The following is a 24,960-nucleotide window of genomic DNA, read 5'->3' on the forward strand; positions in this document are numbered from 1 at the left end:
AAAAACAGGGCATGACACAAAGTATGTCCCGTGTAGCCCACTGCATTGACAATGGGCCTATGGAAGGATTTTGGGGTATTCTCAAGCGTGAAATGTACTATGGCAGGCGTTTTACCAGCAAAAGTAGCCTCATGAATTCAATTAAAGCCTACATCCATTATTACAACAACAGGCGTGTGCAACGTAATCTCGGAATCCTAACGCCGATAGAGAAACACAGCTTGTATTTAGCCGCATAAAAAGACCGGCAGACGAATCTGCCGGCCAAAGAAATTTTATATTTTTTTATTGTCCTCTTGACGGGTAGCAGTTCATTTTTTGACCGGTCAGCACTGCTTTTTTTGGTGCATGGTTTCTGTAAATAAAAAATACTAAAATTATAATTGACAAAATTGAATTTTAGTATATAATAAAACCATAAGCAAAACAGAGCAAGGTGTTGAAGGAGTTGATGATATGGAAAAAAAGCATATCCACAAGGATATTGTCATTATTGGTGCCGGCATGGCGGGGCTGACCGCAGCGCTCTATGCAGGCCGCATGAACCTTGATGTACTGGTGCTGGAAAACGGCATTATCGGCGGTCAGATTGCCAATGCCATCGGCATTGAGAATTATCCGGGCTTTGCCAAGGTTTCCGGCAAGGAGCTGATCGGCACATTGCAGCAACAGGCGGAGAGCTTTGGCGCGGTCATTGACGAATTTGACTCCATTGTGAAGGTATCCCTCAAGGAAAATCCCAAACTGGTGGAGACCGAGGAATACATCTACGAAGCCGATGCGCTGATTATCACTTCGGGCATGAACCGCCGCAAGCTGCCTCTGCCGGAGGAGAGCAAATATGCGGGCAAAGGCGTGCATTACTGTGAGCTTTGTGATGGCCATATGTATCAGGACAAGGTCATCGCGGTCATGGGCGGCGGCAATGCGGCGGTGGATGCGGCGAACTTCCTCTCGAAGTATGCCAAGAAGCTCTATCTCATCCATCGCTCGGAAATACGGGCGGATGAAGTTTCCTGGAAGCGCCTGCAGGATAATCCCAAGGCGGAGGTCTTCCTACAGACAGAAGTCAAAAGCCTTCATGGTGAAGGACGGCTGGAGTCCATCGAGGTATTGGACAAGGCAGCGGGGGAGACTCGCCAGCTGCCGGTGGACGGCATCTTCGTCAATATCGGCGTGGTGCCCAATACAGAGCTTTTTGCGGAGGAACTGCCCCTGGCTCCCAGCGGCCGCATTGCGGCAGGTGAGGATTGCCGCACGTCCATTCCCGGTGTGTTTGCCGCCGGTGATGTGCGGGAAAAGGAAATACGTCAGCTGACCACGGCCGCTGCGGATGGTACGACGGCAGCCCTGCTGGCTGAGAAATATCTGGTGAAATTGAAAGAGGGTAATGTAGTATGGTAAAGGTATATTCAATCAATGATTGTCCCTGGTGTGACAAGGTCAAAAAGTACTTGAAGAGCAAAAACGTGGAATTTGAGGAACACAATATCGAGATGAATGATGCAGACCGCGATGCCTGCTATGCTCTCACGGGGGATCTGGTGGTTCCCATCACCACGGCCAATGATAAGGATTATGTGCTCAGCTTTGACAAAGCCAAGCTGGATGAGCTGCTGGGACTTTAAGCGATAGACGAGGAGGAAAATAAAATGGGGATCTATGATTTTCCGGTAAGAACGAATAAAGGTGAGGAAAAATCCCTGGCGGATTATAAGGGCAAGGTGCTGATCATCGTCAACACGGCCTCCAAGTGCGGCTTTACTCCGCAGTTCAAGGAATTGCAGGACCTCTATATGAAGTACAAGGGGCAGGGGCTGGAAATTCTGGGCTTCCCCTGCAACCAGTTTGCCGGTCAGGAGCCAGGTTCCAACCGTGAAGTGCAGGAATTCTGCCGCCTGAATTATGGCGTGACCTTCCAGATCTTTGAGAAAGGCGATGTGCGCGGCGAAACGGCCCAGCCTTTGTTCAAGTATCTGGTAGAGCAGCAGGGCTTCAAGGGCTTTGATAAGGACCATCCCATTGCGGCCAAATTGGAAGAAGCTTTGCAGCAGAATTTCCCCGAGTATCTGGAAGGGGATTCCATCAAGTGGAACTTCACCAAGTTCCTGGTAGACCGGGCAGGAAACGTCGTGGCCCGCTTTGAGCCCACGGCCTCTCCAGCAAAGATGGCAGCGGATATCGAAAAACTGTTGGCATGAAGGATTAGACGGAAAAAGAAATCCGGGACGGTAAGCTGTATGAGGCTGCCGTCCCGGATTTTTTTGCAGACATAAAAATACCTTGACGTCAGTTGACAAAAAGGAAAAAATCCTTATAATAAATAGTTAGCAAGCTAATTATTATTGGTGAGGAAGATCATGAAGCGAGAAATGGTGCCTACTTTTGAGGAATTGGAGCGGCATAAGAAAATGGTGCCGGAGATCAATCCGGCGGCGGTCATTGCCATGTTGGGCATTAAGATGGCCAGTGAGGAGATTCAGCAGTCCATACTGGATGTGCTGCAGAAGGATTATCAGTTGTCGGAAGGGAAATTCTGCACATTGGTGGTGCTCCATCAGCATGTGGAACAGGGAATTGCCCCTTCGGAGCTGGCGGCCAAAGTCGGTGTAACCCGGGCCACCATCAGCAATATGTTGCGGCGCATGGAGCGTGACGGGCTGGTGGATATCCGCCCCGCGGAGCAGGATGGCCGGGGCAAGGTGGTAAGCCTGACGAAAGCAGGCCGCGACTTTATGGAGGAGATCCTGCCGCCACATTATCTGCGCGTCAGCAAGCTGATGGAAAAGCTGAGCGAGGCAGAGCAGAAAGAACTCATTATGCTTTTGGAAAAATTGAGTGCCTGAGGCACTTGATTTTTGTCCATATAGTTAGCTAGTAAACTAATTAAGGAGATCAGAGAATGAACACAAAAGAAAAAGCCAAGCGTACCGGTATAATATTCATCGCCCTGCTGATTATCGGCGGGCTGGTCCTGATGTACACGGGCAACGATGCCCTGGTGCTGGCCACGGAGAAGAAGGAAGGCATCCTCACGGCCGAACAGGTCAAGATGTCCTTTGATTCGGTCAGCGGACGGCTGGTGAAAGAGGCAGTCAAGGAAGGGGATTTCGTCAAGAAGGGCGATGTGATCATGGAGCTGGACTCCACGGACACAGACCTTTCCATTGCCAAGCTCAAGACGCAGATTGCCCAGATGGAAGCCCAGATTGCCTCCACGAGCGGCACGCAGGGGATCAACTATCTCAAAGCCGATACGGATGAGAGCCAGAATTATCGCGGCATCGACCAGCAGCAGGCTGCGATACAGTCCGCCAACGTTACGCTGAAGAACGCTCAGCTTGACTATAACCGCAAGGTTTCTTTGGTACAGGCTGGAGCCATTGCCCAGTCCCAGCTCGATGATGCGGAAATGACACTCAATGTGGCGCGGGCCAATCTGGAACAGCAGAAGCAATTATTGAATAAACTGACTGCCGTCACCAATGGCAGCGGCACGGACTCCATTGCCCAGGCCCGGATGGCCGCCGCCAATATGGCCAATATGGCCAATGATGTGGAAGCCCTGCGCCAGCAGAAAGCTGCTTTGGAAGTGCAGCTCAAGGAACTGGAAGTCGCCAAAGAGCGTCTGACTTTGCGCGCCCCCGAGGATGGCAAGATCTTGAAGGTGCTGGCCAAGGAAGGGGAGATGATTTCTCCTTCTACACCCGTGGTGCTGCTCGAGAGCAACCGCAGCTATTACGATATCTATGTCAGCGAAAAGCAGGCGGCCCAGCTGGCCGAAGGCAAGGCAATTACAGGGACTACGGTAGCCGGGGATCGGGAAGTTACCGGTACGGTACATCTGCTGACGCAGGCGCCGGGCTTTGCTGATTTGAAGAACTCCCGGGAAAAGGGGCAGTCGGACCTGTCGGCCTTCCAGGTGCGCATTTACATCGATAAGCAGGATGGAATCATCCCGGGCATGACGATTGAGGTGAAAGACAGTGAATTCGCTAAGAGATGAGTTAAATTTCCTGTTTTCCGGTCAGGGGATGCCCTATGAAAAAGTCTGTCTTATGGTGGCCATGGTCATCACGGTCATCATGTCCGTGATCCTCAGTGGCAATATTGCCAAGGATGCTAAAGTCGCTGTTATCGATCTGGATAACTCGGCTTATTCGCGCGAATTGATCAACCATATCGAGGCCTCTGAATTCATGAAGGTCACAGCGGTGCTCAACACGCCACAGGATCCGAAAGATTTGTTCTATCAGGACAGGGCGTCGGCGGTCGTGTATTTCCCGCAGGGACTGGAAAAAGCCCGTTATACGGGCGTGGCGGCCAATATCGGTGTATTCTACGATAACACCAGCTCTGCCGCAACCAGCAATATCAAGGAGGCCCTCAATGAAATCGTGGGGCTCGATAATGCTGCGGCAAACGGCGATGTGGGCAGCAGCAATGACAGCCTGCAGGGCCAGCTCAGTCTGGCGGCACGTAACCTCTTCAATCCGCAGGATTCCAAGGACAATGGGGAAACGTTGGGCTTCCTGTTGTTCTTTGGGGCGATGTTCTTCACCTTTGCCACCATCGGCATGATTCCCCGGCTGCGGCTGAGCCATCAGCTCGATGAAGTGCTGCTCAATGGTACGCCCTGGGATTTACTCGTCCGTCTTCTGCCTTATGGATTCTGTCTGCTGGTATCCTGGGTGGTCGGGTTGGCAGTCCTGCGCGTCTGGGGTGACCTGACGTTTTCGGGAAGCCTTTTGACCTTTATCTTCGTGCAGCTCTTTATGATTCCCACCATCGGAGCGCTGTCCCTGTTCTTTGGCTGGACGGCGGCCAATCCCGGCATTGCTTCGAGCCGCATGATCCTCTTCATCCCCGGAGGCTTTATCCTAGGCGGCATGACGGCGCCCACAACCTTCTTTGCGGACTGGGTGGTAAAGCTCAGTCATGTGTTCCCGCTGACCTGGGAATTCCATTTCCAGCGGGATATTATCGCCCGGGGCGCGGGTTTTGGAGATATCGCCCAGACCTTTGGTGCCTTCCTGATTTATATGGGCATCGTGGGCATCCTGTTCTGCCTGCGGTTCAATGCTTCCCGCAAGGAACTGTTGGCTAAGCAGGCAGATGAGGCGCGCCAGCATAAACAGATGGACAGACTCGCCAAAGAGTTGGCAGAATAGGGGATGGTGTTGTGGAGAAATTCGAAGTGACCGGTCAGATGGATACGGACACGCTGATTGAGGAGATCAAAAAGCGCCCGCAGCAGGCGATAAAGTGTGACCGTATCCTGCTGCCTACGGACGGTTCCGGTCAGGCGTTCAAGGCGGTAAAGGAAGCCGTTCAGCTGGCGGCCGTGACCAATGCAGAAATCACGCTGCTGATGGTGGTGGACTACAATCAGAACGTGGCGGCCTTTGAGCAGGTCAGCCTCAGCGGCTATGTGCCGGCAGAACTGAAAATCGCCGCCTATAAGTTTTTGGCAGACCTCATGCATGTGATTCCCAGTGAAATCCACGCCCATACCCGAGTGGAGGTCGGCAGCCCCGGCGAAGTCATCCTGAATGTGGCCGAGGAAGAGGAAAGTGATATGATCGTCATGGGCACGCACGGCTTTGGCACCTTCCGCACGCTGCTGATGGGCAGTGTCTCCAGCTTCGTCACCCAGCATGCGGCTTGCCCCGTGCTGCTGTGCAAGGGTATGCCGGATGATTGGGATGACGAGGAACATTATATAGCGGACAAGTAACAGCGCTGGTCAACACTGTTGGCAGACGTAAAAAAGACCAGACACCACGCACAGAACTGGAAATGGCCCAGATTGAAATCGAAACTGAGAAACCAACTGTATATGGATGAGAAGGAGCGTGACCTGCTAAAAAGCTTCGGATATTATTTCGATATTCTTGTATGCGCATAGCTTTGTTATTACTTCTTTTAGGTCACTCCGTATTTTCCCATATAACATCTTGCGTCGATACTTTGGGATAAACATTATGTGATACTGGCACTTCCACTTTGCCTGTGCTAAACTTAAACTGTCCATTTAGGCACCCCCATGTTAATGATTTGGCTTGCGATACCATAATCATTCTATCATGGGGGGTAAATGTTTGCCGAAGAATTTGTCCATATGACGCTGCCGACAGAGTCGCCCATCTGGAAACTTTTGGGCTTGATGGTGGTGGTGTATGTCCATCGGACGGAGTTTACGCAGCAAATCATCAAGCCGCTGACCATTGCGCTGTCCATGTATCTGTCAGCGGAATACAAGCGGCAGAGCCGGCAGACTTATTAAAGCAAACCCGTGTGGACTATGCACAACTTTTCATGGGGCCGCCACGTCCTTTGGCTGCTCCGTGGGAAACGGTCTACGTGCTGGACTGGTATCTGGCATTTGTCGAAGCGGTAACAGAGAAAACTGCACATAGCTTCTATGGTTATCTGGTACAGATTATCGCTGGCTGTCTGCAGTGGAGCGCAAAAAATATAATAATGGACGTTTAGTCAATTAAAACAGCAGTTTGACGGGGCAATGACCGGTCAAACTCTTGGACGTTACCTTGTTGAGCTGCTTTTCCATTAACCTTCCAGGCGTCCACATCAACCTTCACTTTATCCGCATGGTCAGCGCGCGTCTTAATTCCGCAAAAACTTCCTCATACTCAGGAGGCAGCTCCTGATTGCTGTCCAGGCAGATGTTGCCTCCGCCGCTGTAATTGAAGACGATGGAAATGAAATCCTGGTCATCCACGTCATCGTCCCGGCTGGGTAAATCCTTCCATTTCCAGAGCTGGTATTTGGCGGCAATCTCTTCGAGGGCTTCCAGTTTCTCGCGGGGTACGTAGATGGTTTTGGTGGTCTGTTCACTGTCAGGCTGGCCGGCATTTTGGGTGGGACGGGTTTCTTTGAAGATGGCTCGTTTGCTGTCCTGATAGGGTTCGGAATTCAGTTCCAGACAATAGACAAGGCCTTTGCTATTGCTCAGGGCATAGCTGCAGGAGCGCAGGGGCGGGATGAGACGATTTCCTGCGTCCAGCTTGGCCGTGAAAAATTCCAGAAAGACCGTCGTGCCGCACCAGCCGGGTGGCAGAGTTGAGGCGCCGCCTTCGGCGTAAACGGAAAGCGTTTCGTCTGTGTCGTAGTCCACATGGAAGCTGAGCGCTGTGCCTAGGGCGCTGTTTCGCAGGCTGCTGCCGTTGATGGCAGCAAGTTTATGCTTTTGGATGATGGCCTGCAGTTCATCAAGCGCACTTGCCGGCAGGTCTTTGGCAAAGCGGAGCGGTGTGACCGTGCCATAGCGGTCGCATACGAGCAGGAAATGTGCCTGGGCTCCATGCCGTTCGGCACTCAGCGTGTATCTTCCAGCAGGGAAGGGAGGCTGTGAATCTTTGGGCTCGGACGCGGGCACGCCGATATTGCCATCTTCGGCAAAATGCAGGGAAAACTTTGTGATGGTGTTGGAATGGATGACTTTGGGGGCTTGCGGATTGGAACGATCTTCAAGCCCTCCGTCCATGGGCACTTCCGAATACGAGCCGCAGGCGCCAAAGCCCGGCAGACTAATGAGCATCATGCCGAGAAACAGGCATGCATGAGTTATTTTCATCCGATATCCCTCCCATTGTAATTCGTGTTGTTTTCTTATGGTGAGATTCGCTAAGCAGCGGGAAAATCCTGTCTGGATTCTCAAAAGGATTTTCCGCACATACAGCATGGGCCGAAAATAAAGGAAATCACAAAGAGGATAGCGAATAAATTACTTTGAGGTGATAGGATAATGCAAAATCGAAAATTAGTGATTGGCTATATTGGCAATGGCAAGAGCACGAACCGCTATCATTTGCCCTTTGTGCTGAACCGCCCCGATACAATCCTGGTAAAGATGATTTACCAGCGGAATTTGGCCAAGCAGGATTGGGCGCGGATTGCGGGGGTGGAATATACGGATGACCTGGAAAAGATTCTGCATGACCCGGAAATCGATGTGCTGGTGGTGACGACGGCCACGGCAGCCCATTATCTGCTGGCCAAGAAAGTGTTGGAGGCCGGGAAAAACTGCGTGGTGGAAAAGCCCTTTGCCACAAGTGCAGAGGAAGCAGCAGATCTGTTCCAACTGGCAAGGGAAAAGGGCGTAATGGTGCAGTGCTATCAGAACCGCCGCTTTGACAGCGATTTCCTGACGGCGCAGAAGGTATTGGCCTCCGGCAAATTGGGCGAGCTCTTTGAAGTCAATATGAACTATGACTATTACCGGGCTTATGTGCCGGAAGGGGCAGAGGGCTTCCGGAAGGAAGATGCCTTCCTCTATACCCATGCTTGCCATACCGTCGATCAGGTGCTTTCCTGGTTTGGCAAGCCTTTGGAGGTTCGCTCGGATGTGCGGCAGCTTCTGGGCCAGGGCCGCATGAACGATTACTTTGATTTGGATCTGTTCTATGAGGGCTTTAAGGTATCCGTGAAGTCTAGTTATTTCCGGGCTAAATCCCGCCCCAGCTTCGAGCTTTACGGACGGCGGGGCTGTTTTGTCAAGGAGACCGAAGACCGGCAGGAAGCAGATTTAAAGAAATTTTACCTGCCTGCAGGCCATCCGGACTTTGGCCTCGATTTGCCAGAGCATTACGGTACGTCGATCTACTACGACGAAGCAGGAAATTACCACGAAGAGAAAGTTCCCAGTGAAAAAGGGGACTATGCAAGATACTATGATGCCCTATATGAAACGCTAATCCATGGTGCGGCACCGCTGGTAACAGAGGATGAAACCATGGAGCAGATGCGGATTCTGGCTGAGGCAGGGAAAGTGCTTAGGTGAAAGTCAGAATACTTGAACTAAGAGGATATTTATTATGACAAGAATTGTTGAAGTTGTAAAGTGCTGTAACTTTAATTAAAATCTAATGATTGTTTTATATACTTGGAAGCGGCTATACAAGTCGCTTCTTTTTTTATGAAGCAACAAAAGAAGGTGTCTTATAAATGATTGATTTTTCTTGGCTGGAAGAGATTTCGAGTATTGATGATAACAAAGAATGGGAAAATGATGAAAAAATTATGCATCGTTTTTTCTCTTTGAAAAGAGAAGAAATTAAAAAGCAGGAAAAACGACTAGGGTGCTCCTTTCCTCCAGAACTGAGAGCATTATATATGCAAATCGGTTGGGGCGGGCTTTGTGCCAAAAAGCATGATTCAATTGATGAAATTATACATCCGGAGGAATTAACAGATATTATTCTAAAAGAAGGATGTTATGAAGGCGAGCAGGACGATAATATAGAATCAAGAGACAGAAAAATTATGTTTCCATTTTTCTACATAGGAGATCAGCTGTATTTTTGCCTGGATTTGACTAAAAAAGATAATGAGGGACGCAGCCCTGTGGTGGATCCTAGCGAGGCGGATGATGGTTATACTCTTATTGCCGATTCACTTGATGATTTCATAAGGAAAATGAGCGTTAAAGTAGATTTTTATGAGGATATTTTCGAAGAAGAATGGCAAAAGCTAACTTCAAAGCGGCTAGTGTGATTTTTATTGATTTTGTCTGACATCTTCCTCTATCACGGTCAGTGCGCGTCTTAGTTCAGCAAAAATTTCCTTATACGCAGGAGGCAGCTGCTGATCACTGTTCAGGCAGATGTTGCCTCCGTCTATGGGCACTTCCGAATATGAGCCACAGGCGCTAAAGCTTGGTATGCTAAAGAGTACTAGACCGAGAAACAGTCATGCATGAGTCATTTTCATCTTTTATCCGTCCCGCATTTTTTTTCAAAAGTCAGCCTATGAAAATATGGATTGACTTTTGGACTGCATATATGGGGAGGTTTTGAAGTATGACAAAGCGAACTAACTTACAGGAGAAGTGTCTCGCTGGACACGGGAGATGGGTTATGAGGTTTCGTATATTTGATGATTTGGAAAACTTAAGCAGGGACCAAATAGAATACGAGCTGTGTTATTATCCGGCTACATAGGTACTATATCCTGATTGGATGATGACGGAAGTACTACTTTTATGGACAACTGCCAGATAGAGTGGCTGGTGGAATTAAAAGTCATCGTCGTTTTGGCATAAGTCGATGAATAGCTGCAGCGTGGGCGTGATATATTTGTTGACATGATGAACTAGGCGGAAATTGCGCTTAAAGCGGATATTCGGGACGGTAAGCTCGATAAGGCTGCCGTCCCGGATTTCTGTTTCCACCAGCTGGCGGGACAGGGCCGTTATGCCCAGGCCGGCTATGACGGCCTGTTTGATGCTGGCGGAGTTATTGTAGACGCCGACGATATGCGGCGTGATTCCCTGCTCATGCATGACCTGTTCAAAAAGGTTACGGGTGCCGCTGCCTTCCTCTCGCATGATGAAATCGCAGGTGGCCAGGTCGTCCAATGTGAGTCTGGCAGCAATGCCGGGTGCCGCTACGAGGAGCAGTTCGTCATCCATAAAGGGGATTTCCTGCAGGTATTCGGAGGTGATGGTTCCTTCCACCAACGCGATATCCAGTTCGTCCTGCAAGAGGTACTGTTCCAGTGTTGCAGTGTTGTGGATGCGGGAAAAAATGGGCTGCTGGGGGAGTTTTTCTTTGAGGCGGGAAAGCAGCGGGATGAATACGCTTTCGCCGATGGACAGGGTGGCACCGATGCGCAGAGGAGAGAGGGCAGAGAAGCCCCGCAGGGCGAATTCGGCCTGTGTGGTCAGGCTGATCACATGACGGGCATAATGCATGAGCTCCTGGCCGGCGGCGGTGAGAAACAGCCGCTTGCCCAGGCGTTCAAACAGTCGTACCTGATAGTGTTCTTCTAATTCCTTGATGGCCTGACTGACAGAGGGCTGGGAAATGTGCATTTTCTCAGCAGCTCGTGTCATGCCGTCTTCGTCGCAGACATGGAGAAAAATTTGGAAATGCCGCAGTGTCATGAAAGCTTCCTCCTGTTATATAACTGTATACCTATGGTTATAATCAAATTATAGTATTTTACATATTCTAATCTAAGTGTTAACATACCTTCTGTCAATGATGAATTGCAGGAGGTATATATCATGAAGAAAGAATATATCCGGGGCATTTTGTTTGCCCTGGTCTTTGCTGTGCCGGCGTGGTTTTTGGGGCAGCAATTTCCCATTGTGGGCGGGCCGGTGTTCGGGATTTTGCTCGGGATGCTCTTTGCGGGGCTGCATCGTCCTCAGGCTTTTGAAGCGGGTATTTCCTTTACGGGGAAGAAAATCCTGCAGTATGCCATTATCCTGCTGGGCTTTGAGATGAACCTTTTCCATGTGCTGGAAGTCGGTGCCCGGTCCTTTTCGGTGATGATTTTTACGCTGCTCACGGCATTCTTTGTGGCGCTTACGGTGGGCAGGCTGCTGAAGCTGGAACGCAGCACCACGACGCTTATCGGAGCAGGAACGGCTATCTGCGGCGGCTCGGCCATTGCGGCAGTGGCACCGGTTATCGGGGCAAAGGATAAGGACATCGCCTTTTCTATTTCCACGATTTTCCTGTTCAATGTGCTGGCGGTTTTCATCTTTCCTTTTCTGGGACATTTGATGAACATGTCGGATTTTGGCTTCGGCATGTGGGCCGGTACGGCGGTAAACGATACGTCTTCCGTGGTGGCGGCAGGGTATTCCTACAGTGAGGAAGCAGGCGGCTTTGCCACCATTGTAAAGCTGACCCGGGCGCTGATGATTGTGCCGGTGTGCCTGTTCTTTGCCTTCCTCACGGCGCGGGAAAAATCTGGGCAGGGTGGAGGTTTCAGCCTGGGCAGAATCTTTCCCTGGTTTATCCTTTGGTTTGTAGTGGCATCTATTGTCAATACCACGGGTTTCCTGCCTGCAGCGCTTTCCCATATGTTGGGCAGCCTCGGCAAGTTTGCTATCGTGCTGGCCATGTGCGCCATCGGCCTGAATACCCGGCTGATGGAATTGGTAAAGCATGGTCTTGCACCCATCGCGCTAGGGTTCTGTTGCTGGGCAGCCGTAGCCTGCATGTCGCTTTTTGTACAGTATGTGACGGGGATTCTGTAAAATCTTTTTAGCTTACATCCTCTTAGAAATTGCCACGATATCCATTAGAAAATGCTAGTGTAGCAAGGGCAGGTGGGCAGTGGTGACGAAAGATGTGCCAGACAATACTTTGGTGGGAGGAGTGCCGGCAAGAGCCATCAGGTCATTGGAAAATGACATTGCGGATAAATAAAGGAAATGATAAGAGGGATAACGAATAGATTGCTTTGAGGTGATAGGATAATGCAAAATCGTAAATTAGTGATTGGCTATATCGGCAATGGCAAGAGCACGAACCGCTATCATTTGCCCTTTGCGCTGAACCGACCCGATAAGATCCGCGTGAAGATGATCTACCAGCGGAACCTGGCCAAGCAAGACTGGGCGTGGGTTGCAGGCGTGGAATTTACGGCACGTTAATCTACTATGATGAAGCGGGAAATTACCACGAAGAAAAAGTCCCCAGTGAAAAAGGGGACTATGCAAGATACTATGATGCCCTATATGAAACGGCAATCAATGGTGCGGCGCCGCTGGTGACGGAAGCACAGACCATGGAGCAGATGCGGATTCTGGCAGAGGCAGGGAATGCGCTTAGTTAAAACGTAAAGCGGAAATCCGTCGTATATAAAAATCACAGGGCATTTTGGGGGAGCCAGTTTAGCAGAAAATCACGGAACTTTTGGCTGGCCTTGGTGAGGACAGTGGTTTTATCCCAGGCAAGGTATATGGTCTGCCCTTGCTCGTCTTCCGTGCCCAGGAGTCTCACGACAATATCCGGATGTGGCTTCAACATAGCGGCATAATCATAACCAATGTTTACAACCTGGTGCTGGAGAATCAGGTCGGCAATAAGCATCTCATCGGCTGTTTCGGCTACAAGGTCTACTTTCAGTCCGGGTAGCAGGATGTATTTGTCCATATTGTGCCGGAAGCACTGATAAGCGCGCCCTTTACTGACGATTTTTGTGCCATCAAGGTCTTTATACGTGAGTTTATCCTTTTTCGCCAAAGGGTGACTGGAATGAAGGCGGGCACAGTAACGGGAAAAGAACAGCGGTTCGCCGCAAAAGCGGGTTTTGTCAAGTTCTCCCGTTACAATGGCAAAATTGCAACTCTTCTCTAGAACGCCTTTTAAGGCTGCGTCATCTGTGGTGTCCACTGTGCTAAGAATTATATCTGGAAAAGTGCGATGAAAGTCCAAAAGAAATTTTGCGCCCAGAAAGGCAAAGACATGGTCGAGTGCAAAGACGGTAACCACACTTTTTGATTGTGAGGCCAGTGTACGCATGCTTTCAATAGTGCGGTATTCTTCCAGCAGTCTCTGAACATGGGGAAGAAGTGCCGTAGCGTAGTCTGTGGGGACAAGGCCGTGGGGATTGCGGATAAAAAGTAGCTGCCCCAGCTCATCTTCTAATGTCTTTATTATTTTGCTGACTCCCTGTCGTGATACATAAAGGTTGTTGGCCGCATTTTGGATATTGCCCTGCCGGTATACTTCCAGGAAATATTCCATTTGTTTTTGATTCAAAATAGACAGCTCCCTTCGTTTTTGTTTTCATTTTACAGCAATATTTTAGTTGCGGCAATGGAAAACATATTTGCTTGTTGTGACGTAATATGGGATTTATACTAGACTTATCACAATGAGAAAGCAATTAAGTGTTGACGAAAAGGAGAGTATGACCATGAATCTGACACAAATCCGCAATGCTACTAACCGCCTCGAATACGCAGACAAGGTTTTTCTTATAGACCCTTGGCTAATGCCGAAACACCAGTTTTCTTTTATTGATGTGCCAGGCAGGCCTTATCATGTGCCGGATGAGATGAAGGAGCATCTTCTCATGCCCTTTTATGATTTGCCTATGTCGATGGAAGAGATTCTGACGGGCGTGGATTACTATCTGGTAACGCATTTGCATCCTGACCATATCGACATGGGAATGGACGGTACTGTTGGTGCGCCGCTTGATAAGAATGTTCCGGTAATCTGCCAAAATCAACAAGATGCGGAAGTTTTTCAGAAGTCAGGCTTCCGGGAGGTAATGGTGCTTTCTGAAGATGGCATGATGTGTGGGAAGGCAAAGTTGATAAAACTTCCAGCGCTCCATGGAACTGTGGTTCCTTGTGGCGATGCGATGGGGGTAATGTTTGCTGCTGAAGGAGAAAAGACTTTCTATCTGGCGGGTGATACAGTTTGGTATCCAGCCGTGGCTGATACATTAAAGCGATATCAGCCGGAGGTAGTGGCGCTTAACTGCTGTGCTGCCGAGACCGTGGAAAATGGCAGGCTCATCATGAATGCTGAAGATGTCCAATGTGTAGCCAAAACTTCTCCAGAAGCCAGACTCTATCTGACGCACTTGGATAATGTGGCCCATGCTGCGCTTACCCGCCATACACTGAAAGGTAGTTTGGCAGAGCGCGGCGTGACCAATTATGATATGCCACTGGATGGGCAGACGGTAACTTTATAAATTCTTCAAGAGTTACTATGGGCATACGCCCAGAAAAAAGTAGTAAGTGGCGCGGGGTTAAAGGGCATCATTGATATCCAGCAGATATTTCCCATAGAGCATATTCCTTTGCGCCAGTGGCAGTTCCTGTTTCTTAGCCAGATCCTGCTGGTAAATCATCACGGCTTTATGGGTTCTTTTCATCAGTTTTTCCGCGTAGGTTTTCATTGCCTGTTTCATGATCATTGCCTCCTGTTTTGAGTTGTGATGTTCTTTCTGACTTAATCATAGCCCATCCAAACGGAAAATAAAAACACATATAATCAATTTATATATTGAGAAAATCGATGGATTTGGTTATGATAAAGCTAAAGAAAACGGAGGTGACGCCATGAATATCCAGCAAATGCAATACTATGCCGAGGTCTGCCGTCAGGAGAATGTGACCAAGGCGGCAGCGACATTGCATATGTCCCAGTCAACCCTGAGCCTGGCCATGAAGAATATCGAAGAGGACACGGGACTCAACCTGTTCCGTCATGTGGGGCGCAATATCCAGCTTACGGAAGACGGGCAGGCGCTGTTTCACGAAGTGGAAAAGATGCTCAAGCAGGTTAAGCGCTTTGAGTCAAGCGTCAAGGAGATTGCCAAACGGCACAACCGCCTGCAGCTGGCGGTTCCTTCCCAGATTGCCACGGTTATCCTGCCTCTGCTCCTTGGGGAATTTCGTCAGTTCCATCCGGAAATTCAGCTGGAAATCATCGAGCCCGCCGGTGGGGCGGCACTGGATATGGTGGAACGGGAAGAGGTTGACCTGGCCTTTGTCCACGATGCGGAAGGCCGTCCTAATCTGAGCTTGCGCAAGCTGTCCACTTGGCCCATCTGTCTCTGCGTTCCCCGGGAGCATCCGTTGACCAATCAAAAAAGCATCCCCCTGGCGAAGGCCGCTGTCTATCCTTTGGTACTGCTGAGTCGTAATTTCATTTTGACTCGTCAGGTCTTGGCTGAGTTCGCCAAACAAAAGCTCCAGCCACAGGTGTTGCATTATTCGCCCAATCTTTCCAGTGTCTGGAATATCGTTCAGCAGGGCATTGCGCTGTCCATTTTGACCGGCAATGGCATCCTGCCGGAAAGCGGCCTTACGGCCATTCCTATCGAAGGGCTCCAGCAGAAAGGCTTTATCGTCACGAAAAAAGGCCGGCAAATCTATGCCGATGAACGATGTCTTATCGACTTCGTCCGGCATAAATTTGCCGCATTATGATAAGGATATTTACTTTTGGTATTTTCCAATGGCATCCTGGGCCATTTTCCGGAAGACATCTTCGTACTGGCGATACTTTTCCTGCCCGATAACAAAGGGATGGGGCTGGCCGGGGCGGCGGTCATTGAGTTCGATGTCAATCTGGGGACGCATGTCGGCAAAAGCGTTTTCCGCAGGAATCACCGAATACCAGTTGCTGTCAATGATATTGATGCCGACTTTGGCCTGGGGTGCATATTTATCCTTGAAGAACTGGGCTCCGCCATAGTGGTCGCTGTGACCGTGGGTAAGGAGAATGTAGCGGGTATCGGCAGGGGAGAGCCCCAGCTTCTTCATGCTGGCGGCAGCATAGTCCGCATCCTGCTCATCCCAGCCCGAGTCAATCATGATCAGGCCTTCGCTGGTGCGCACAATGAACTGCGCCACGGATATGGTACCAATATAGAAAAGGTTGTCAAAGACTTGCACAGGTTCGATGGGCGTGCGGTCAAATAAATAGTGCATGGCCGTTTCGCCCGTGGCTTCCTGTAGCATAAATTTCTCCTTATTGCGTAACTGAAATCATTATAGCATAGTTTGACAAGTCAATATCGTAAGGTCGAGGAAAAATTATTTCGTTTGTGAACCCGCGGCAGCGCCCATTAGTATCATCGAGCGTACTAGGTTAGAAAAAACTGCGTACGAAAAAGCGGCGCTGGATAAATGGTTTAAGGGAGATACTTCTGGTTACAGGAATTTGTGGTCGAAAAAGAATTTTTCCTACTTTGACGGAGCAAAGGAACATCGTGTGGACAGCTACGAGGAAATTTGCAAGGCGTTGGAACTAGTGGAAGGGCAGCTTTTTGCAGAAAAATATGATTTCTGCTGTCCCAGAGTCCAATTGGGCAAGGACATGGCGGTTTTGACCTATCAGCTTTTTGCCGATACGAAGTTATTTGGCAAGCCTTTTTCAATGCAGTATAACTGCATTGAAATATTTCAGCAGGAAGAAGCTGGCTGGCAGGTCATTCACTCCACCTGGTCCTTTATCCTGCCGATGACGATGGATTTCAGTGCTTTTGCCAAAGAAGAGATTTTATAAGGTGGTGGGCTCTTATGGGCAAACAGGATAAAACATATATGAGCTATGAAGAATATCTAGTCAGGGTCAAGGAGGGGATTGTCACCGAGGCAGGACACTGTCCGGTGACGCCTTTGCTGCAAATGCTGCAGGGACGGTGGAAATCCCAGCTGATGTATGAGCTGTGCATTTATGACAGCGTGCGTTTTGGCCAGCTCAAGAAAGATTTACCGGGCATTACCAACACCATGCTGACCAAGAGCTTGCAGGAATTGGAAGAAGATGGCTTGATCATTCGGGAACAGTTCAACGAGATGCCGCCTCATGTGGAATACTCCTTGTCCGAGATGGGGCGGGATTTGCAACCAGTGTTTTATGCCATCATGAACTGGGGCTTCAAATACGAAAAGGAAATCTACGAGGCCCGGGAGGATAAGTGACAGCAGGGGGAAAAGATGGAGCAGGAATCTCTTTTCAGCAAGGCCGTGCCGGAGCCACTGGCGGCACGCATACGGCCCAGAACGCTGGCAGAAATCGTTGGGCAGCAGCATTTGCTGGGGCAAGGAAAGGTCCTGCGGCGGCTCATTGAACAGGACTGCGTTTCTTCCATGATTTTCTGGGGACCGCCGGGGGTGGGCAAAACCACGTTGGCTGGTGTCATTGCCCAGATGACTAAGGCCAAATTCATCAATTTTTCGGCAGTGACCAGTGGGATAAAGGAAATCCGGGAAGTGATGAAAAAAGCTGAGAGCAACCGGCTTTATGGAGAACAGACCATCGTGTTTGTGGATGAAATTCACCGGTTTAACAAAGCCCAGCAGGATGCGTTCCTGCCTTTTGTGGAAAAAGGCAGCATTATCCTCATTGGCGCTACGACGGAAAATCCTTCCTTTGAAGTCAATGGGGCGCTATTGTCCCGCTGCAAGGTCTTTGTTCTGAAATCTCTTAGCGAAGAGGATATTGCCACCCTTTTACGGCGGGCCATGGCGGATGAGCGGGGCTTTGGCGGTCAGCAGATAAAAATTGCGGACTCCCTGCTGGCAAAGCTGGCGGCTTTTGCCAACGGGGATGCCCGCAAAGCGTTATCGATATTGGAAATGGCAGTGCTGAATGCCGAAGCTTCAGCAGATGGCTTGACAGTCACGGAGGAGAATGTAGAGCAATGCACTTCACGCAAGCTCTTGCTCTATGATAAGGGCGGGGAAGAGCATTATAACATCATTTCAGCCTTGCATAAAGCCATGCGCAATTCCAACCCGGATGCGGCAGTGTACTGGCTGGCCCGTATGTTGGAAGGGGGCGAAGACCCGCTTTATGTGGCAAGGCGTATCATCCGCTTTGCCAGTGAGGATATTGGCCTTGCTGACCCCAGAGCTTTGGAGATTGCTGTGGCAGTCTATCAGGCCTGCCATTTTATTGGCATGCCGGAATGTACCGTGCATCTGACGGAAGCTGTGGTCTATATGTCACTGGCCCCCAAGTCCAATGCTCTCTATGTGGCCTATGGCATGGCTAGAAAAGATGCCCAGGAGCGCATGGCTGAGCCCGTGCCGCTGCACCTGCGCAATGCCCCCACCAAGTTGATGAAAGAACTGGAATATGGCAAGGGCTATCAGTATGCGCATGATGCGGAAGAAAAGCTCACCAATATGGCATGCCTGCCGGAGTCCCTGCAGGGGAGAAGCTATTACCATCCCACCAATGAAGGCTTGGAGGGGCGCTTTGCCCAGCGTCTGCGGGATATCAAGAATTGGAAGCGGGAACACGATAAGTAAAAGGAATGGAAAGGTCCATTACTTTGTTGGGGAAATGTTTTTCAGTTCCTGATGCAGCCATTCCAAGCGCTGTTTTTCGCGCAGGATGGCCTGCTGCAGGATGCAGCGGTGGCCGAAGTGTTTGTGCTGCTCGCTTTCATCGGCAAACAGCAGTTGCCAGCGGGCCTGCAGGTATTGGTATTTTTCCTCGTGCCGGGCGATTTCTTCCTGGAAGAGCCGGCCAACCAGCGGATGATCCGCAGAATCAATCAGATAGAGTTTCATGGTGAACTCATCCCGGGTGGGCACCGGGGGATTCAAGGGTTCAGCCATCCAGGCGGACAGAAGCTTCTGTCCGTCTTTTGTGATCTGGTAGAATTTCTTTTCGAGCTTCTTGCCCACCAGTTCCGTGCGCGAGGAAATCAAGCCGTCTTCTTCCATGCGCCGCAGCTCCGGGTAAATCTGGCTGTGGTTGGAGTACCAGAAGTCGCCGAGTTCTTCTTCAAACAGTTTCTTGATATCGTAGCCGGCCAGTTCCTCCCGGTTCAGCAGGCCCAGGATAATATATTTCAGGACATTTTTTTGTGCCATATTCGTTCACAGCTCCTCATTGTTTATCTGCCCTTAGTATAACATAGTTTCGACAGATAAACATGTATCTTATTACACAATATTGACAAGTAAGGGAAAAGAGTTTATGATGATTGTGTAAATAAATACATGATATATAGTCTGAATAACGGGAGGTTATCTAGATGAAAGCAGGTAAATTACGGAAACTGTCTGTGGCGGCGTTGTTGTCTTTGGCTTTGGCAGTGCCGATGGCTGGCGGCAGCTGCGAGGCGGCGAAGACGCCGGAAAATCTTGTCCATATGCAGCCGACTTATCGGGATGTAGTAGTGGCCAATGTGCAGAATGATAACGGTGCACCGCGTCAGCTGCGCATGAATGTCTTTGTGCCGCCAAAGGCAAAGGATGAAAAGGTTCCTGTGCTGGTGTTCGTCCATGGCGGTGGCTGGGCCAAGGGCACCTATGAAGGCGATGATGCCGTAAAGAAAGAGGCTGCTTCGGCTCAGATCGGCACAAATGCTCTGATGGCGCGGGATAATAACTCGGCCTATCGGATTTTCAAGGATGTGCTGAACCATGGCATTGCCTTTGTTTCCGTGGATTACCGGCTGAACAGCGAAGCGGCTTTTCCGGCCCAGATTTATGATGTAAAGGCGGCGGTGCGCTTCGTCCGCGCCCATGCTGCTGAATACGGCCTGGATGCAGACCGCATTGCCATTGCCGGCAGCTCGGCCGGCGCCCATCTGGCCACGGAACTTGCCGTGACCAGCGGCAACAAAGCGCTGGAAGGGGACGAAGGCGGTAATCTGGAGTACAGCAGCAGCGTCAAAGCCTGCGTGGATTATTATGGGCCGACGAACCTTTTGACCATGGCGCCGGAGATGAACCCGGCGCTGGAGGCCCCGGACAAGGCGGCAGAAACTCATGACTCCGTCCGGGCCAATGAGTCCATCCTGCTGGGCTTTACCGGCGAAGGGCAGGGCGTAGGTACCCTGCGCAAGATCGATGAAGCCGGGGATACGACTTCGCCTTACTGGAGCATGGTGGAAATGGCCAAACTGGCCAGCCCCGTGTATCAGGTGACGAAAGATGCGCCACCTTTCTTTATCGCTCATGGCGGCCATGATTCCCTCGTGCCCATCCAGCAGAGCATCAGCCTGCAGAAGGCTTTGACCGATGCCGGCGTGGAAAATATCTTCATGTGCAATTCCAAGGCACCCCATGGCTATCAGGGCGAAGATACCAACCAGGCCATGATGCGCTGGCTCTGCCGTCAGCTCGGCGTTAAATACTGACTCCCCACATTTCCATAATATACACTTATGAAGCAACCGCTCGGCAAGGCTATCTGCTTATGCCGGGCGGTTGCTTTCGTACAGGAGCGTTGGGACAGAAAATCTTGTGGATCTGTACGAATATTTACAAGGACAAAGACGAAAGGTGATACAGGTTATGGAGGAAAAGAATATTGCTTTGGACTGGCTGGAACTGGCAGCCAGTAAGGGTATAAAGGCTTTGGGGCAGAAGCTGCAGAGTAAGTGCGGCAGGAAGCTGGTTATTACGGGCAGGCAGGGCATCGCCCATTATCCCGAAGCAGGCATTATGGCGCCGTATGAAGTACAGGCGTTGCTGGCAAGTATGCCGGCATTTGAGGAAAATCAATATTATTATGCCAAAAATCAGCAGATGCTGGTGTTCAAGGTAATGCTGGCGGATATCCCGGACAGCATGCTGTTGCTCTTTTTCGCGCACGTGGGCACAGAGGATATCAGCAGGATCGGCAGTATTGTGGAGAGCAGCCAATTAGCTTTGAAGTGGTATCTGCGGGGGCATAAAGAGTTTGCCCGCCGGCTCCACGAACAGCGCACAGCCTTTTTTGAAGGTGTTTTCATTAAACATAATATCGGTGTGGAGGAGCTGCTACGGGAACAGGGAATCGTCATTCATCGTGACAGTAAATATGCGGTCATGTTGATGGATATGGGGCAGGATCAGCCGCTGATTCCACCGGCGGATTTTCGGGCGAAACTTTTGCAGTTCCGTCAGCGTCATCAAACGGAACTCATCTATCCCTTGGAATGGAATGGTCTGTATCTGGTGATTCTCTCGGGGATTTACAGTCAACCGGAGTTCGACTTCCTGTCCGAAGCCAAGCGGCAGGAGATGTTTGCCTGCTGGCAGCAGCTTTTCTCCGAAGTTTATAAGGCGGAGGTTTCCATTGGTGTGGGCACAAGCTATTCGCTGCCGGAATTGCATCGCAGTTATCATGAAGCTCGCATTGCCCTGATGTTTCGGCAGATAAAGGGGGAACAGGGCTTTGTGCAGGAGTTTGCCGATTTAGGCATCTTCCGGGAACTCTTTGGCTGTGAGCAGGAGCGGATTATCCGTTTCTGCCGCCAGACTTTGGATAAATTATTGGCTTATGACCACAACTGTGATGCGGGCCTGCAGATAACCCTGCGGACCCTTATGGATACCAATTTCAACTACAAGCTGACGGCGGAAAAGCTCTTTGTCCATGTCAATACCGTGCGTTACCGCTGCGATAAGATTTCCCAGCTGCTGGGGATTGACCTCAATCACCCGGATACCCGCTTCAATCTCTATGCGGCCTTGCGGGTGGGGGATGTGCTTAAAGCGCTGAACATGCTGCAGCCTGGTTATGTGGGAAGTATAGGAAATCATAAAAACAGCGGCACAGAGACGCAGACGCTGTTCTAAAAAATACAACAAGAAATGCACGACCTTGGGGCAGCTCGTGCATTCCTTTGCTGTGCATGATTATGGAAGGGAAGCCAGTATGATAAATGTCAGACCGTTTCCTTGGCAGCATTCTTGCCTGCTTATTTTTTTAAAGAAAAATATGTATTTTATTACATGATATTGACAAGTCAAACGAAGAAGAGTATGATACATATATCAGATACATGTAAATAAATACATAATTACAAGGAGGAAATCAACAATGGAATTTAAGGAACTGGATGACTTTTTGGGCACGCATTTTATCTACACCTATGACAACGGTTGGGAATATGAATGGTACGCCAAGAATGACCATACGGTGGATTACCGCATTCATGGCGGTATGGTGGCTGGCCGTTGGGTGAAGGATCAAGAAGCCAATATCGTCAAGCTTACAGATGGCGTATTCAAGGTGACCTGGACAGAGCCTACGGGCACGGATGTGGCGTTGGATTTCATGCCGAACGAAAACATCATGCATGGCACGATTTTCTTCCCGAAATGGGTGCAGGATCATCCGTCCATCACGGTTTGCTTCCAGAATGAGCACATTGACCTGATGGAAGAGTCTCGGGAAAAATACGAGACTTATCCGAAATATCTGGTACCCGAGTTTGCCAAGATTACCTATATGGGCAAGGCCGGACAGAACAATGAGGAAGTCATTGCCGAAGCTCCTTATGTGGGCATGACGGATGATATCCGGGCTGGCAAATACTTTGACGCTGACTATAAGCGCCTGAAAAAATAATAGGGAAAACTGCGGAAGCGTATTGGTAAAAATGCCTTCCGCTTTTTCTGCACGTAAGGTGCAACTATATTTAAGGGGGAGTTTTTATGGGATGGAAAGAACGGCTAAGAAATGCGGCCCGGCTGCTCGGCAGACATCCGCTCATGGCGATAGCCGGATTGGTTCTGCTGGGTATCCTGGGCAATCTTGCCATGCAGCAGGCAGAAAGGTTTCCCAAGCTGGCCTGTTCGCCCTGTCATGTGATGGGGTCTTATGTGGAGGGCTATGACCATGGTGAATTGCTCGCAAACAAGCATAAGGATGCCCATGTGGATTGTATTGACTGCCATGAAAACGGAATTGAAGACAAGGTACAGGAAACCATCTGGTATGTGACGGATGATTTTGATGACCCGCCGGCCAAACGTCATTTTGACAACAAGATGTGCACGAAATGCCATAGCGATATGGATGCCTTGGTTGCCAAGACCGATAAGGGCAATGGCGTCAATCCGCATAATTCCCATCTGGAGGATCTGACCTGCTCGGATTGCCATAAGATGCACAAGCAGTCAAAGGCAGCCTGCCAGAACTGTCATGATTTTGAGTTCCTGCATAATCTGCCGCCGGAATGGGAAAAAGTACAGGACCCGCATGCAGGGGAGGGAGCATTATGAAAGCAAGTGATTTGAGCCGCCGTAATTTTTTGAAGGGCGGTGCGCTGGCCCTGGCTGGTGCAGCTGTAGCGCCATTTATGGCTGGCTGCGGCAATGGCCGCAAACATGAGATGGATGATGAGGGCAATTTCAAGCAGGAAGATCCGCAGCCGGATTTCATGAAGCCGCCGGCACCCATTGCGGACAGTCAGATTGTCAGCACGGAAAAGGCGGATGTCGTCATCGTCGGGGCTGGCATGAGCGGCCTCTGTGCAGCCATTTCAGCGGCGGAGGAAGGCGGCAAGGTCATCGTGCTGGAAAAGACCAATACGGTGAATTTCCGGGGCTATGACTATGCAGCGGTCAATTCGCGGGTGCAGCAGCAGGTGGGCAATCATTTGGATCCCGTAGATGTTACCCGGGAAATCATGCGTTTTGGTGCCTACAAGCCCAATCAGAAAGTGGTTATGCAGTGGGTGAAGCACAGCGGCCATGTCAATGACTGGCTGTTGGATATGGCGCTGAAAAAGGGCTGCAAGGTGCAGCATATCTGGACTTATGATGAAATGGTGGCCGAAGGTGCCACCCTGCCTACCCGTCCCTCCATGACCTTTGTGCTGGAACCGACGCAGGAAGCCATCGAAAAAGCGCCCAAAGGCATGATTGGCGGCAAGCCGGTTATCGCCATGGCTTATACCCTGTTGTCCACGGCGCAGGATAAAGGCGTAGATCTGCGGTTTAAGCTGCCCGCAGTGCAGTTAGTCCGTGAGGATGACAACAAGGGCCGGGTGACCGCGGTTATCGCCCAGGATAAAGAGGGCAAATACCATAAGTTCATAGGGGAAAAGGGTATCATTCTCTGTGCCGGGGACTACGGCCATGACAAGGAAATGCTCCATTATTACATTCCAAGTGCCGATACGGTCAAGATCAATCTTTATCCCAGTAAGGCCAATACCGGTGACGGACATAAGATGGGCATGTGGGTAGGGGCTGCCATAGATGAAGGACCGCATGCGCCCATGTATTTTGACTTTGGCATGGTCAATGCGCCGGGACTGGCGGATTCGGTCATGCGCCAGCCCTGGCTATCCCTGAACAATTATGGGGAGCGCTTTGCCAATGAGGATGTGCCCTATCCCTTCATTGCCAATGGTGTGCGGCAGGAGCCGGATTACAGTAAGTGGAATATCTGGGATTCCAAGTGGCCGACCGAGGCTCCGGCCATGCATCAGACGGCCTGCAAGTCGCTCAAGAGCGTTTACCATGACCCCAAGCGGCTGCAAAAGCTGATTGATGATGGCGTGGTCAAGTCTGCCAATTCACTAAAGGAACTGGCGCGGCAGATGAACCTGCCCTATGAAAAGGTCAAGGTGGAGGTGGAGCGCTACAATGAAATGGCGCGCAAGGGCTTTGACGATGATTTCTACAAGCGTAAGGAGTGCCTGACTACGATTGAAAAGCCACCCTTCTATGCGGCGCATATCTCCATTGCCCTGCTGGTAACCTTGGGCGGTTTGAAGATCAATGAAAACATGCAGGTGCTGGATAAGGAAAAGCATGTGATCCCCGGCCTTTATGCCGCAGGGAATAATTCCGGCAGTTTCTACGCCAATGACTACTGCATGACCATTATGGGCAACAGCCATGGCCGGGCCTATACCTTCGGGTATCTGGCGGGCAAGCAGGTTATGAAAGAGTAAGCGTTTATGGGGAAAAGATAAGACATA

At 50.3% G+C, this 24,960-nt stretch carries 32 protein-coding genes; 25 read left to right on the forward strand and 7 right to left on the reverse strand.

The genetic code is table 11. The features are described 5' to 3' along the window. The 8 genes from BLQ59_RS01755 to BLQ59_RS01790 form a co-directional block, all read left to right on the forward strand. Nucleotides 1-239: IS3 family transposase (locus BLQ59_RS01755; protein ID WP_143005248.1), on the forward strand; the 239-nt coding region annotated here is incomplete at its 5' end. A 217-nt stretch (nucleotides 240-456) separates the two neighbouring features. Continuing rightward, on the forward strand, nucleotides 457-1,404 hold the full coding sequence (locus BLQ59_RS01760) for an NAD(P)/FAD-dependent oxidoreductase (RefSeq protein WP_074571216.1): 948 nt from the start codon (nucleotides 457-459) through the stop codon (nucleotides 1,402-1,404). After that, nucleotides 1,398-1,628, forward strand: coding sequence for a glutaredoxin family protein (locus tag BLQ59_RS01765; RefSeq protein ID WP_074571217.1), 231 nt, complete (start codon nucleotides 1,398-1,400; stop codon nucleotides 1,626-1,628). The genes BLQ59_RS01760 and BLQ59_RS01765 overlap by 7 nt, the downstream gene beginning before the upstream one ends. Before the next feature lie 24 nt (nucleotides 1,629-1,652). Continuing rightward, complete coding sequence (locus BLQ59_RS01770; protein WP_074571218.1) at nucleotides 1,653-2,201, forward strand: glutathione peroxidase; 549 nt, start codon at nucleotides 1,653-1,655, stop codon at nucleotides 2,199-2,201. A 159-nt stretch (nucleotides 2,202-2,360) separates the two neighbouring features. Beyond that, nucleotides 2,361-2,846 (forward strand): MarR family winged helix-turn-helix transcriptional regulator, encoded by a 486-nt coding sequence (locus tag BLQ59_RS01775; protein WP_074571219.1) that lies wholly within the window; start codon nucleotides 2,361-2,363, stop codon nucleotides 2,844-2,846. A 56-nt stretch (nucleotides 2,847-2,902) separates the two neighbouring features. Continuing rightward, entirely contained in the window at nucleotides 2,903-4,006 is a 1,104-nt protein-coding gene (locus BLQ59_RS01780; RefSeq protein WP_074571220.1) for an HlyD family secretion protein, read from the forward strand. Next, the gene (locus BLQ59_RS01785) at nucleotides 3,987-5,171 is read left to right on the forward strand and encodes an ABC transporter permease (protein ID WP_074571221.1); all 1,185 of its coding nucleotides are present in this window, start codon (nucleotides 3,987-3,989) and stop codon (nucleotides 5,169-5,171) included. Before BLQ59_RS01780 ends, BLQ59_RS01785 begins: the two co-directional genes overlap by 20 nt. An 11-nt stretch (nucleotides 5,172-5,182) precedes the next feature. Then, a complete protein-coding gene (locus tag BLQ59_RS01790; protein ID WP_371118264.1) occupies nucleotides 5,183-5,737 on the forward strand; it encodes a universal stress protein in 555 nt (184 codons plus the stop codon). A 126-nt stretch (nucleotides 5,738-5,863) separates the two neighbouring features. Here the strand turns inward: BLQ59_RS01790 and BLQ59_RS16485 are convergent, their stop codons facing one another. Then, nucleotides 5,864-6,034, reverse strand: a complete 171-nt coding sequence (locus BLQ59_RS16485; RefSeq protein ID WP_081342398.1) for a transposase — start codon at nucleotides 6,032-6,034, stop codon at nucleotides 5,864-5,866. A gap of 63 nt (nucleotides 6,035-6,097) precedes the next feature. Here BLQ59_RS16485 and BLQ59_RS16285 point away from each other — a divergent pair, with 63 nt between their 5' ends. Further along, the gene (locus tag BLQ59_RS16285; RefSeq protein WP_081342399.1) at nucleotides 6,098-6,286 is read left to right on the forward strand and encodes a hypothetical protein; all 189 of its coding nucleotides are present in this window, start codon (nucleotides 6,098-6,100) and stop codon (nucleotides 6,284-6,286) included. Nucleotides 6,287-6,297: 11 nt separating this feature from the next. Further along, nucleotides 6,298-6,495, forward strand: coding sequence for a hypothetical protein (locus BLQ59_RS16290; RefSeq protein WP_371118265.1), 198 nt, complete (start codon nucleotides 6,298-6,300; stop codon nucleotides 6,493-6,495). A 103-nt stretch (nucleotides 6,496-6,598) separates the two neighbouring features. Here BLQ59_RS16290 and BLQ59_RS01805 read toward each other — a convergent pair whose 3' ends face one another. Further along, nucleotides 6,599-7,597 carry a hypothetical protein gene (locus tag BLQ59_RS01805; RefSeq protein ID WP_074571223.1) on the reverse strand — a complete coding sequence of 333 codons (999 nt, stop codon included), beginning with the start codon at nucleotides 7,595-7,597 and terminating at the stop codon, nucleotides 6,599-6,601. Nucleotides 7,598-7,768: 171 nt separating this feature from the next. On the opposite strand from BLQ59_RS01805, the gene BLQ59_RS01810 reads away from it, so the two are divergent. Together BLQ59_RS01810 and BLQ59_RS01815 are read left to right on the forward strand one after the other, a co-directional pair. Continuing rightward, nucleotides 7,769-8,803, forward strand: coding sequence for a Gfo/Idh/MocA family oxidoreductase (locus BLQ59_RS01810; RefSeq protein ID WP_074571224.1), 1,035 nt, complete (start codon nucleotides 7,769-7,771; stop codon nucleotides 8,801-8,803). 164 nt (nucleotides 8,804-8,967) lie between these two features. Then, a complete protein-coding gene (locus tag BLQ59_RS01815) occupies nucleotides 8,968-9,516 on the forward strand; it encodes an SMI1/KNR4 family protein (protein ID WP_074571225.1) in 549 nt (182 codons plus the stop codon). Between the two features lie 520 nt (nucleotides 9,517-10,036). On the opposite strand, the gene BLQ59_RS01820 is transcribed toward BLQ59_RS01815, so the two are convergent. After that, entirely contained in the window at nucleotides 10,037-10,906 is an 870-nt protein-coding gene (locus BLQ59_RS01820) for a LysR family transcriptional regulator (RefSeq protein ID WP_074571226.1), read from the reverse strand. Nucleotides 10,907-11,029: 123 nt separating this feature from the next. Here BLQ59_RS01820 and BLQ59_RS01825 point away from each other — a divergent pair, with 123 nt between their 5' ends. From BLQ59_RS01825 to BLQ59_RS01835, 3 genes are all read left to right on the forward strand, one after another. After that, entirely contained in the window at nucleotides 11,030-12,013 is a 984-nt protein-coding gene (locus BLQ59_RS01825; protein WP_074571227.1) for a YeiH family protein, read from the forward strand. A gap of 222 nt (nucleotides 12,014-12,235) precedes the next feature. After that, the gene (locus BLQ59_RS15685; protein ID WP_176756694.1) at nucleotides 12,236-12,412 is read left to right on the forward strand and encodes a hypothetical protein; all 177 of its coding nucleotides are present in this window, start codon (nucleotides 12,236-12,238) and stop codon (nucleotides 12,410-12,412) included. Further along, complete coding sequence (locus tag BLQ59_RS01835; RefSeq protein ID WP_074571228.1) at nucleotides 12,379-12,594, forward strand: hypothetical protein; 216 nt, start codon at nucleotides 12,379-12,381, stop codon at nucleotides 12,592-12,594. Before BLQ59_RS15685 ends, BLQ59_RS01835 begins: the two co-directional genes overlap by 34 nt. 32 nt (nucleotides 12,595-12,626) lie before the next feature. Here the strand turns inward: BLQ59_RS01835 and BLQ59_RS01840 are convergent, their stop codons facing one another. After that, complete coding sequence (locus tag BLQ59_RS01840; RefSeq protein ID WP_256324575.1) at nucleotides 12,627-13,523, reverse strand: LysR family transcriptional regulator; 897 nt, start codon at nucleotides 13,521-13,523, stop codon at nucleotides 12,627-12,629. A gap of 157 nt (nucleotides 13,524-13,680) precedes the next feature. Between BLQ59_RS01840 and BLQ59_RS01845 the strand changes: the two genes are divergently transcribed. Continuing rightward, nucleotides 13,681-14,472, forward strand: a complete 792-nt coding sequence (locus tag BLQ59_RS01845) for an MBL fold metallo-hydrolase (RefSeq protein ID WP_074571229.1) — start codon at nucleotides 13,681-13,683, stop codon at nucleotides 14,470-14,472. Between the two features lie 57 nt (nucleotides 14,473-14,529). On the opposite strand, the gene BLQ59_RS15880 is transcribed toward BLQ59_RS01845, so the two are convergent. After that, nucleotides 14,530-14,691, reverse strand: coding sequence for a hypothetical protein (locus tag BLQ59_RS15880; protein WP_176756693.1), 162 nt, complete (start codon nucleotides 14,689-14,691; stop codon nucleotides 14,530-14,532). Between the two features lie 151 nt (nucleotides 14,692-14,842). On the opposite strand from BLQ59_RS15880, the gene BLQ59_RS01850 reads away from it, so the two are divergent. Further along, entirely contained in the window at nucleotides 14,843-15,715 is an 873-nt protein-coding gene (locus BLQ59_RS01850; RefSeq protein ID WP_074571230.1) for a LysR family transcriptional regulator, read from the forward strand. Between the two features lie 9 nt (nucleotides 15,716-15,724). Here the strand turns inward: BLQ59_RS01850 and BLQ59_RS01855 are convergent, their stop codons facing one another. Beyond that, nucleotides 15,725-16,249 carry an MBL fold metallo-hydrolase gene (locus BLQ59_RS01855; RefSeq protein ID WP_074571231.1) on the reverse strand — a complete coding sequence of 175 codons (525 nt, stop codon included), beginning with the start codon at nucleotides 16,247-16,249 and terminating at the stop codon, nucleotides 15,725-15,727. Between the two features lie 115 nt (nucleotides 16,250-16,364). Here BLQ59_RS01855 and BLQ59_RS01860 point away from each other — a divergent pair, with 115 nt between their 5' ends. Genes BLQ59_RS01860 through BLQ59_RS01870 form a run of 3 tightly spaced genes read left to right on the forward strand, consistent with a single transcriptional unit; the run spans nucleotide 16,365 to nucleotide 18,550 of the window. Next, on the forward strand, nucleotides 16,365-16,796 hold the full coding sequence (locus BLQ59_RS01860) for a DUF4440 domain-containing protein (protein WP_371118266.1): 432 nt from the start codon (nucleotides 16,365-16,367) through the stop codon (nucleotides 16,794-16,796). Nucleotides 16,797-16,810: 14 nt separating this feature from the next. After that, entirely contained in the window at nucleotides 16,811-17,215 is a 405-nt protein-coding gene (locus tag BLQ59_RS01865) for a winged helix-turn-helix transcriptional regulator (protein WP_074571233.1), read from the forward strand. Nucleotides 17,216-17,230: 15 nt separating this feature from the next. Beyond that, entirely contained in the window at nucleotides 17,231-18,550 is a 1,320-nt protein-coding gene (locus tag BLQ59_RS01870) for a replication-associated recombination protein A (protein WP_074571234.1), read from the forward strand. 18 nt (nucleotides 18,551-18,568) lie between these two features. Here the strand turns inward: BLQ59_RS01870 and BLQ59_RS01875 are convergent, their stop codons facing one another. Further along, nucleotides 18,569-19,120 (reverse strand): PadR family transcriptional regulator, encoded by a 552-nt coding sequence (locus tag BLQ59_RS01875; RefSeq protein ID WP_074571235.1) that lies wholly within the window; start codon nucleotides 19,118-19,120, stop codon nucleotides 18,569-18,571. 164 nt (nucleotides 19,121-19,284) lie between these two features. Here BLQ59_RS01875 and BLQ59_RS01880 point away from each other — a divergent pair, with 164 nt between their 5' ends. The 5 genes from BLQ59_RS01880 to BLQ59_RS01900 all read left to right on the forward strand — a co-directional run bounded on the left by BLQ59_RS01880 (nucleotide 19,285) and on the right by BLQ59_RS01900 (nucleotide 24,933). Next, nucleotides 19,285-20,394, forward strand: coding sequence for an alpha/beta hydrolase (locus BLQ59_RS01880; RefSeq protein WP_074571236.1), 1,110 nt, complete (start codon nucleotides 19,285-19,287; stop codon nucleotides 20,392-20,394). A 157-nt stretch (nucleotides 20,395-20,551) separates the two neighbouring features. Then, nucleotides 20,552-21,820 carry a PucR family transcriptional regulator gene (locus BLQ59_RS01885; protein WP_074571237.1) on the forward strand — a complete coding sequence of 423 codons (1,269 nt, stop codon included), beginning with the start codon at nucleotides 20,552-20,554 and terminating at the stop codon, nucleotides 21,818-21,820. A gap of 244 nt (nucleotides 21,821-22,064) precedes the next feature. After that, nucleotides 22,065-22,595, forward strand: coding sequence for a phenolic acid decarboxylase (locus BLQ59_RS01890; protein ID WP_074571238.1), 531 nt, complete (start codon nucleotides 22,065-22,067; stop codon nucleotides 22,593-22,595). 86 nt (nucleotides 22,596-22,681) lie between these two features. Beyond that, nucleotides 22,682-23,251, forward strand: coding sequence for a cytochrome c3 family protein (locus tag BLQ59_RS01895; protein ID WP_074571239.1), 570 nt, complete (start codon nucleotides 22,682-22,684; stop codon nucleotides 23,249-23,251). Beyond that, on the forward strand, nucleotides 23,248-24,933 hold the full coding sequence (locus BLQ59_RS01900) for an FAD-dependent oxidoreductase (RefSeq protein WP_074571240.1): 1,686 nt from the start codon (nucleotides 23,248-23,250) through the stop codon (nucleotides 24,931-24,933). The genes BLQ59_RS01895 and BLQ59_RS01900 overlap by 4 nt, the downstream gene beginning before the upstream one ends. Nucleotides 24,934-24,960 lie beyond the last annotated feature (27 nt).

The organism is Pseudoselenomonas ruminantium (assembly GCF_900104055.1).
GTDB lineage: Bacteria > Bacillota > Negativicutes > Selenomonadales > Selenomonadaceae > Selenomonas_A > Selenomonas_A ruminantium_C.

Excerpts from the sequence above, each read along its gene's own strand:
- BLQ59_RS01865 (WP_074571233.1), top strand. The coding sequence starts at position 16,811 with ATGGGCAAACAGGATAAAACATATATGAGCTATGAAGAATATCTAGTC.
- BLQ59_RS01870 (WP_074571234.1), top strand. The coding sequence starts at position 17,231 with ATGGAGCAGGAATCTCTTTTCAGCAAGGCCGTGCCGGAGCCACTGGCG.
- BLQ59_RS01890 (WP_074571238.1), top strand. The coding sequence starts at position 22,065 with ATGGAATTTAAGGAACTGGATGACTTTTTGGGCACGCATTTTATCTAC.
- BLQ59_RS01825 (WP_074571227.1), top strand. The coding sequence starts at position 11,030 with ATGAAGAAAGAATATATCCGGGGCATTTTGTTTGCCCTGGTCTTTGCT.
- BLQ59_RS01855 (WP_074571231.1), bottom strand. The coding sequence starts at position 16,249 with ATGCTACAGGAAGCCACGGGCGAAACGGCCATGCACTATTTATTTGAC.
- BLQ59_RS01780 (WP_074571220.1), top strand. The coding sequence starts at position 2,903 with ATGAACACAAAAGAAAAAGCCAAGCGTACCGGTATAATATTCATCGCC.
- BLQ59_RS01885 (WP_074571237.1), top strand. The coding sequence starts at position 20,552 with ATGGAGGAAAAGAATATTGCTTTGGACTGGCTGGAACTGGCAGCCAGT.
- BLQ59_RS01900 (WP_074571240.1), top strand. The coding sequence starts at position 23,248 with ATGAAAGCAAGTGATTTGAGCCGCCGTAATTTTTTGAAGGGCGGTGCG.
- BLQ59_RS01815 (WP_074571225.1), top strand. The coding sequence starts at position 8,968 with ATGATTGATTTTTCTTGGCTGGAAGAGATTTCGAGTATTGATGATAAC.
- BLQ59_RS15880 (WP_176756693.1), bottom strand. The coding sequence starts at position 14,691 with ATGAAACAGGCAATGAAAACCTACGCGGAAAAACTGATGAAAAGAACC.
- BLQ59_RS01820 (WP_074571226.1), bottom strand. The coding sequence starts at position 10,906 with ATGACACTGCGGCATTTCCAAATTTTTCTCCATGTCTGCGACGAAGAC.
- BLQ59_RS01895 (WP_074571239.1), top strand. The coding sequence starts at position 22,682 with ATGGGATGGAAAGAACGGCTAAGAAATGCGGCCCGGCTGCTCGGCAGA.
- BLQ59_RS01760 (WP_074571216.1), top strand. The coding sequence starts at position 457 with ATGGAAAAAAAGCATATCCACAAGGATATTGTCATTATTGGTGCCGGC.
- BLQ59_RS01845 (WP_074571229.1), top strand. The coding sequence starts at position 13,681 with ATGAATCTGACACAAATCCGCAATGCTACTAACCGCCTCGAATACGCA.
- BLQ59_RS16485 (WP_081342398.1), bottom strand. The coding sequence starts at position 6,034 with ATGGACAGTTTAAGTTTAGCACAGGCAAAGTGGAAGTGCCAGTATCAC.
- BLQ59_RS01765 (WP_074571217.1), top strand. The coding sequence starts at position 1,398 with ATGGTAAAGGTATATTCAATCAATGATTGTCCCTGGTGTGACAAGGTC.
- BLQ59_RS01880 (WP_074571236.1), top strand. The coding sequence starts at position 19,285 with ATGAAAGCAGGTAAATTACGGAAACTGTCTGTGGCGGCGTTGTTGTCT.
- BLQ59_RS15685 (WP_176756694.1), top strand. The coding sequence starts at position 12,236 with ATGCAAAATCGTAAATTAGTGATTGGCTATATCGGCAATGGCAAGAGC.
- BLQ59_RS01770 (WP_074571218.1), top strand. The coding sequence starts at position 1,653 with ATGGGGATCTATGATTTTCCGGTAAGAACGAATAAAGGTGAGGAAAAA.
- BLQ59_RS01850 (WP_074571230.1), top strand. The coding sequence starts at position 14,843 with ATGAATATCCAGCAAATGCAATACTATGCCGAGGTCTGCCGTCAGGAG.
- BLQ59_RS01875 (WP_074571235.1), bottom strand. The coding sequence starts at position 19,120 with ATGGCACAAAAAAATGTCCTGAAATATATTATCCTGGGCCTGCTGAAC.
- BLQ59_RS01775 (WP_074571219.1), top strand. The coding sequence starts at position 2,361 with ATGAAGCGAGAAATGGTGCCTACTTTTGAGGAATTGGAGCGGCATAAG.
- BLQ59_RS01810 (WP_074571224.1), top strand. The coding sequence starts at position 7,769 with ATGCAAAATCGAAAATTAGTGATTGGCTATATTGGCAATGGCAAGAGC.
- BLQ59_RS01805 (WP_074571223.1), bottom strand. The coding sequence starts at position 7,597 with ATGAAAATAACTCATGCATGCCTGTTTCTCGGCATGATGCTCATTAGT.
- BLQ59_RS16285 (WP_081342399.1), top strand. The coding sequence starts at position 6,098 with ATGTTTGCCGAAGAATTTGTCCATATGACGCTGCCGACAGAGTCGCCC.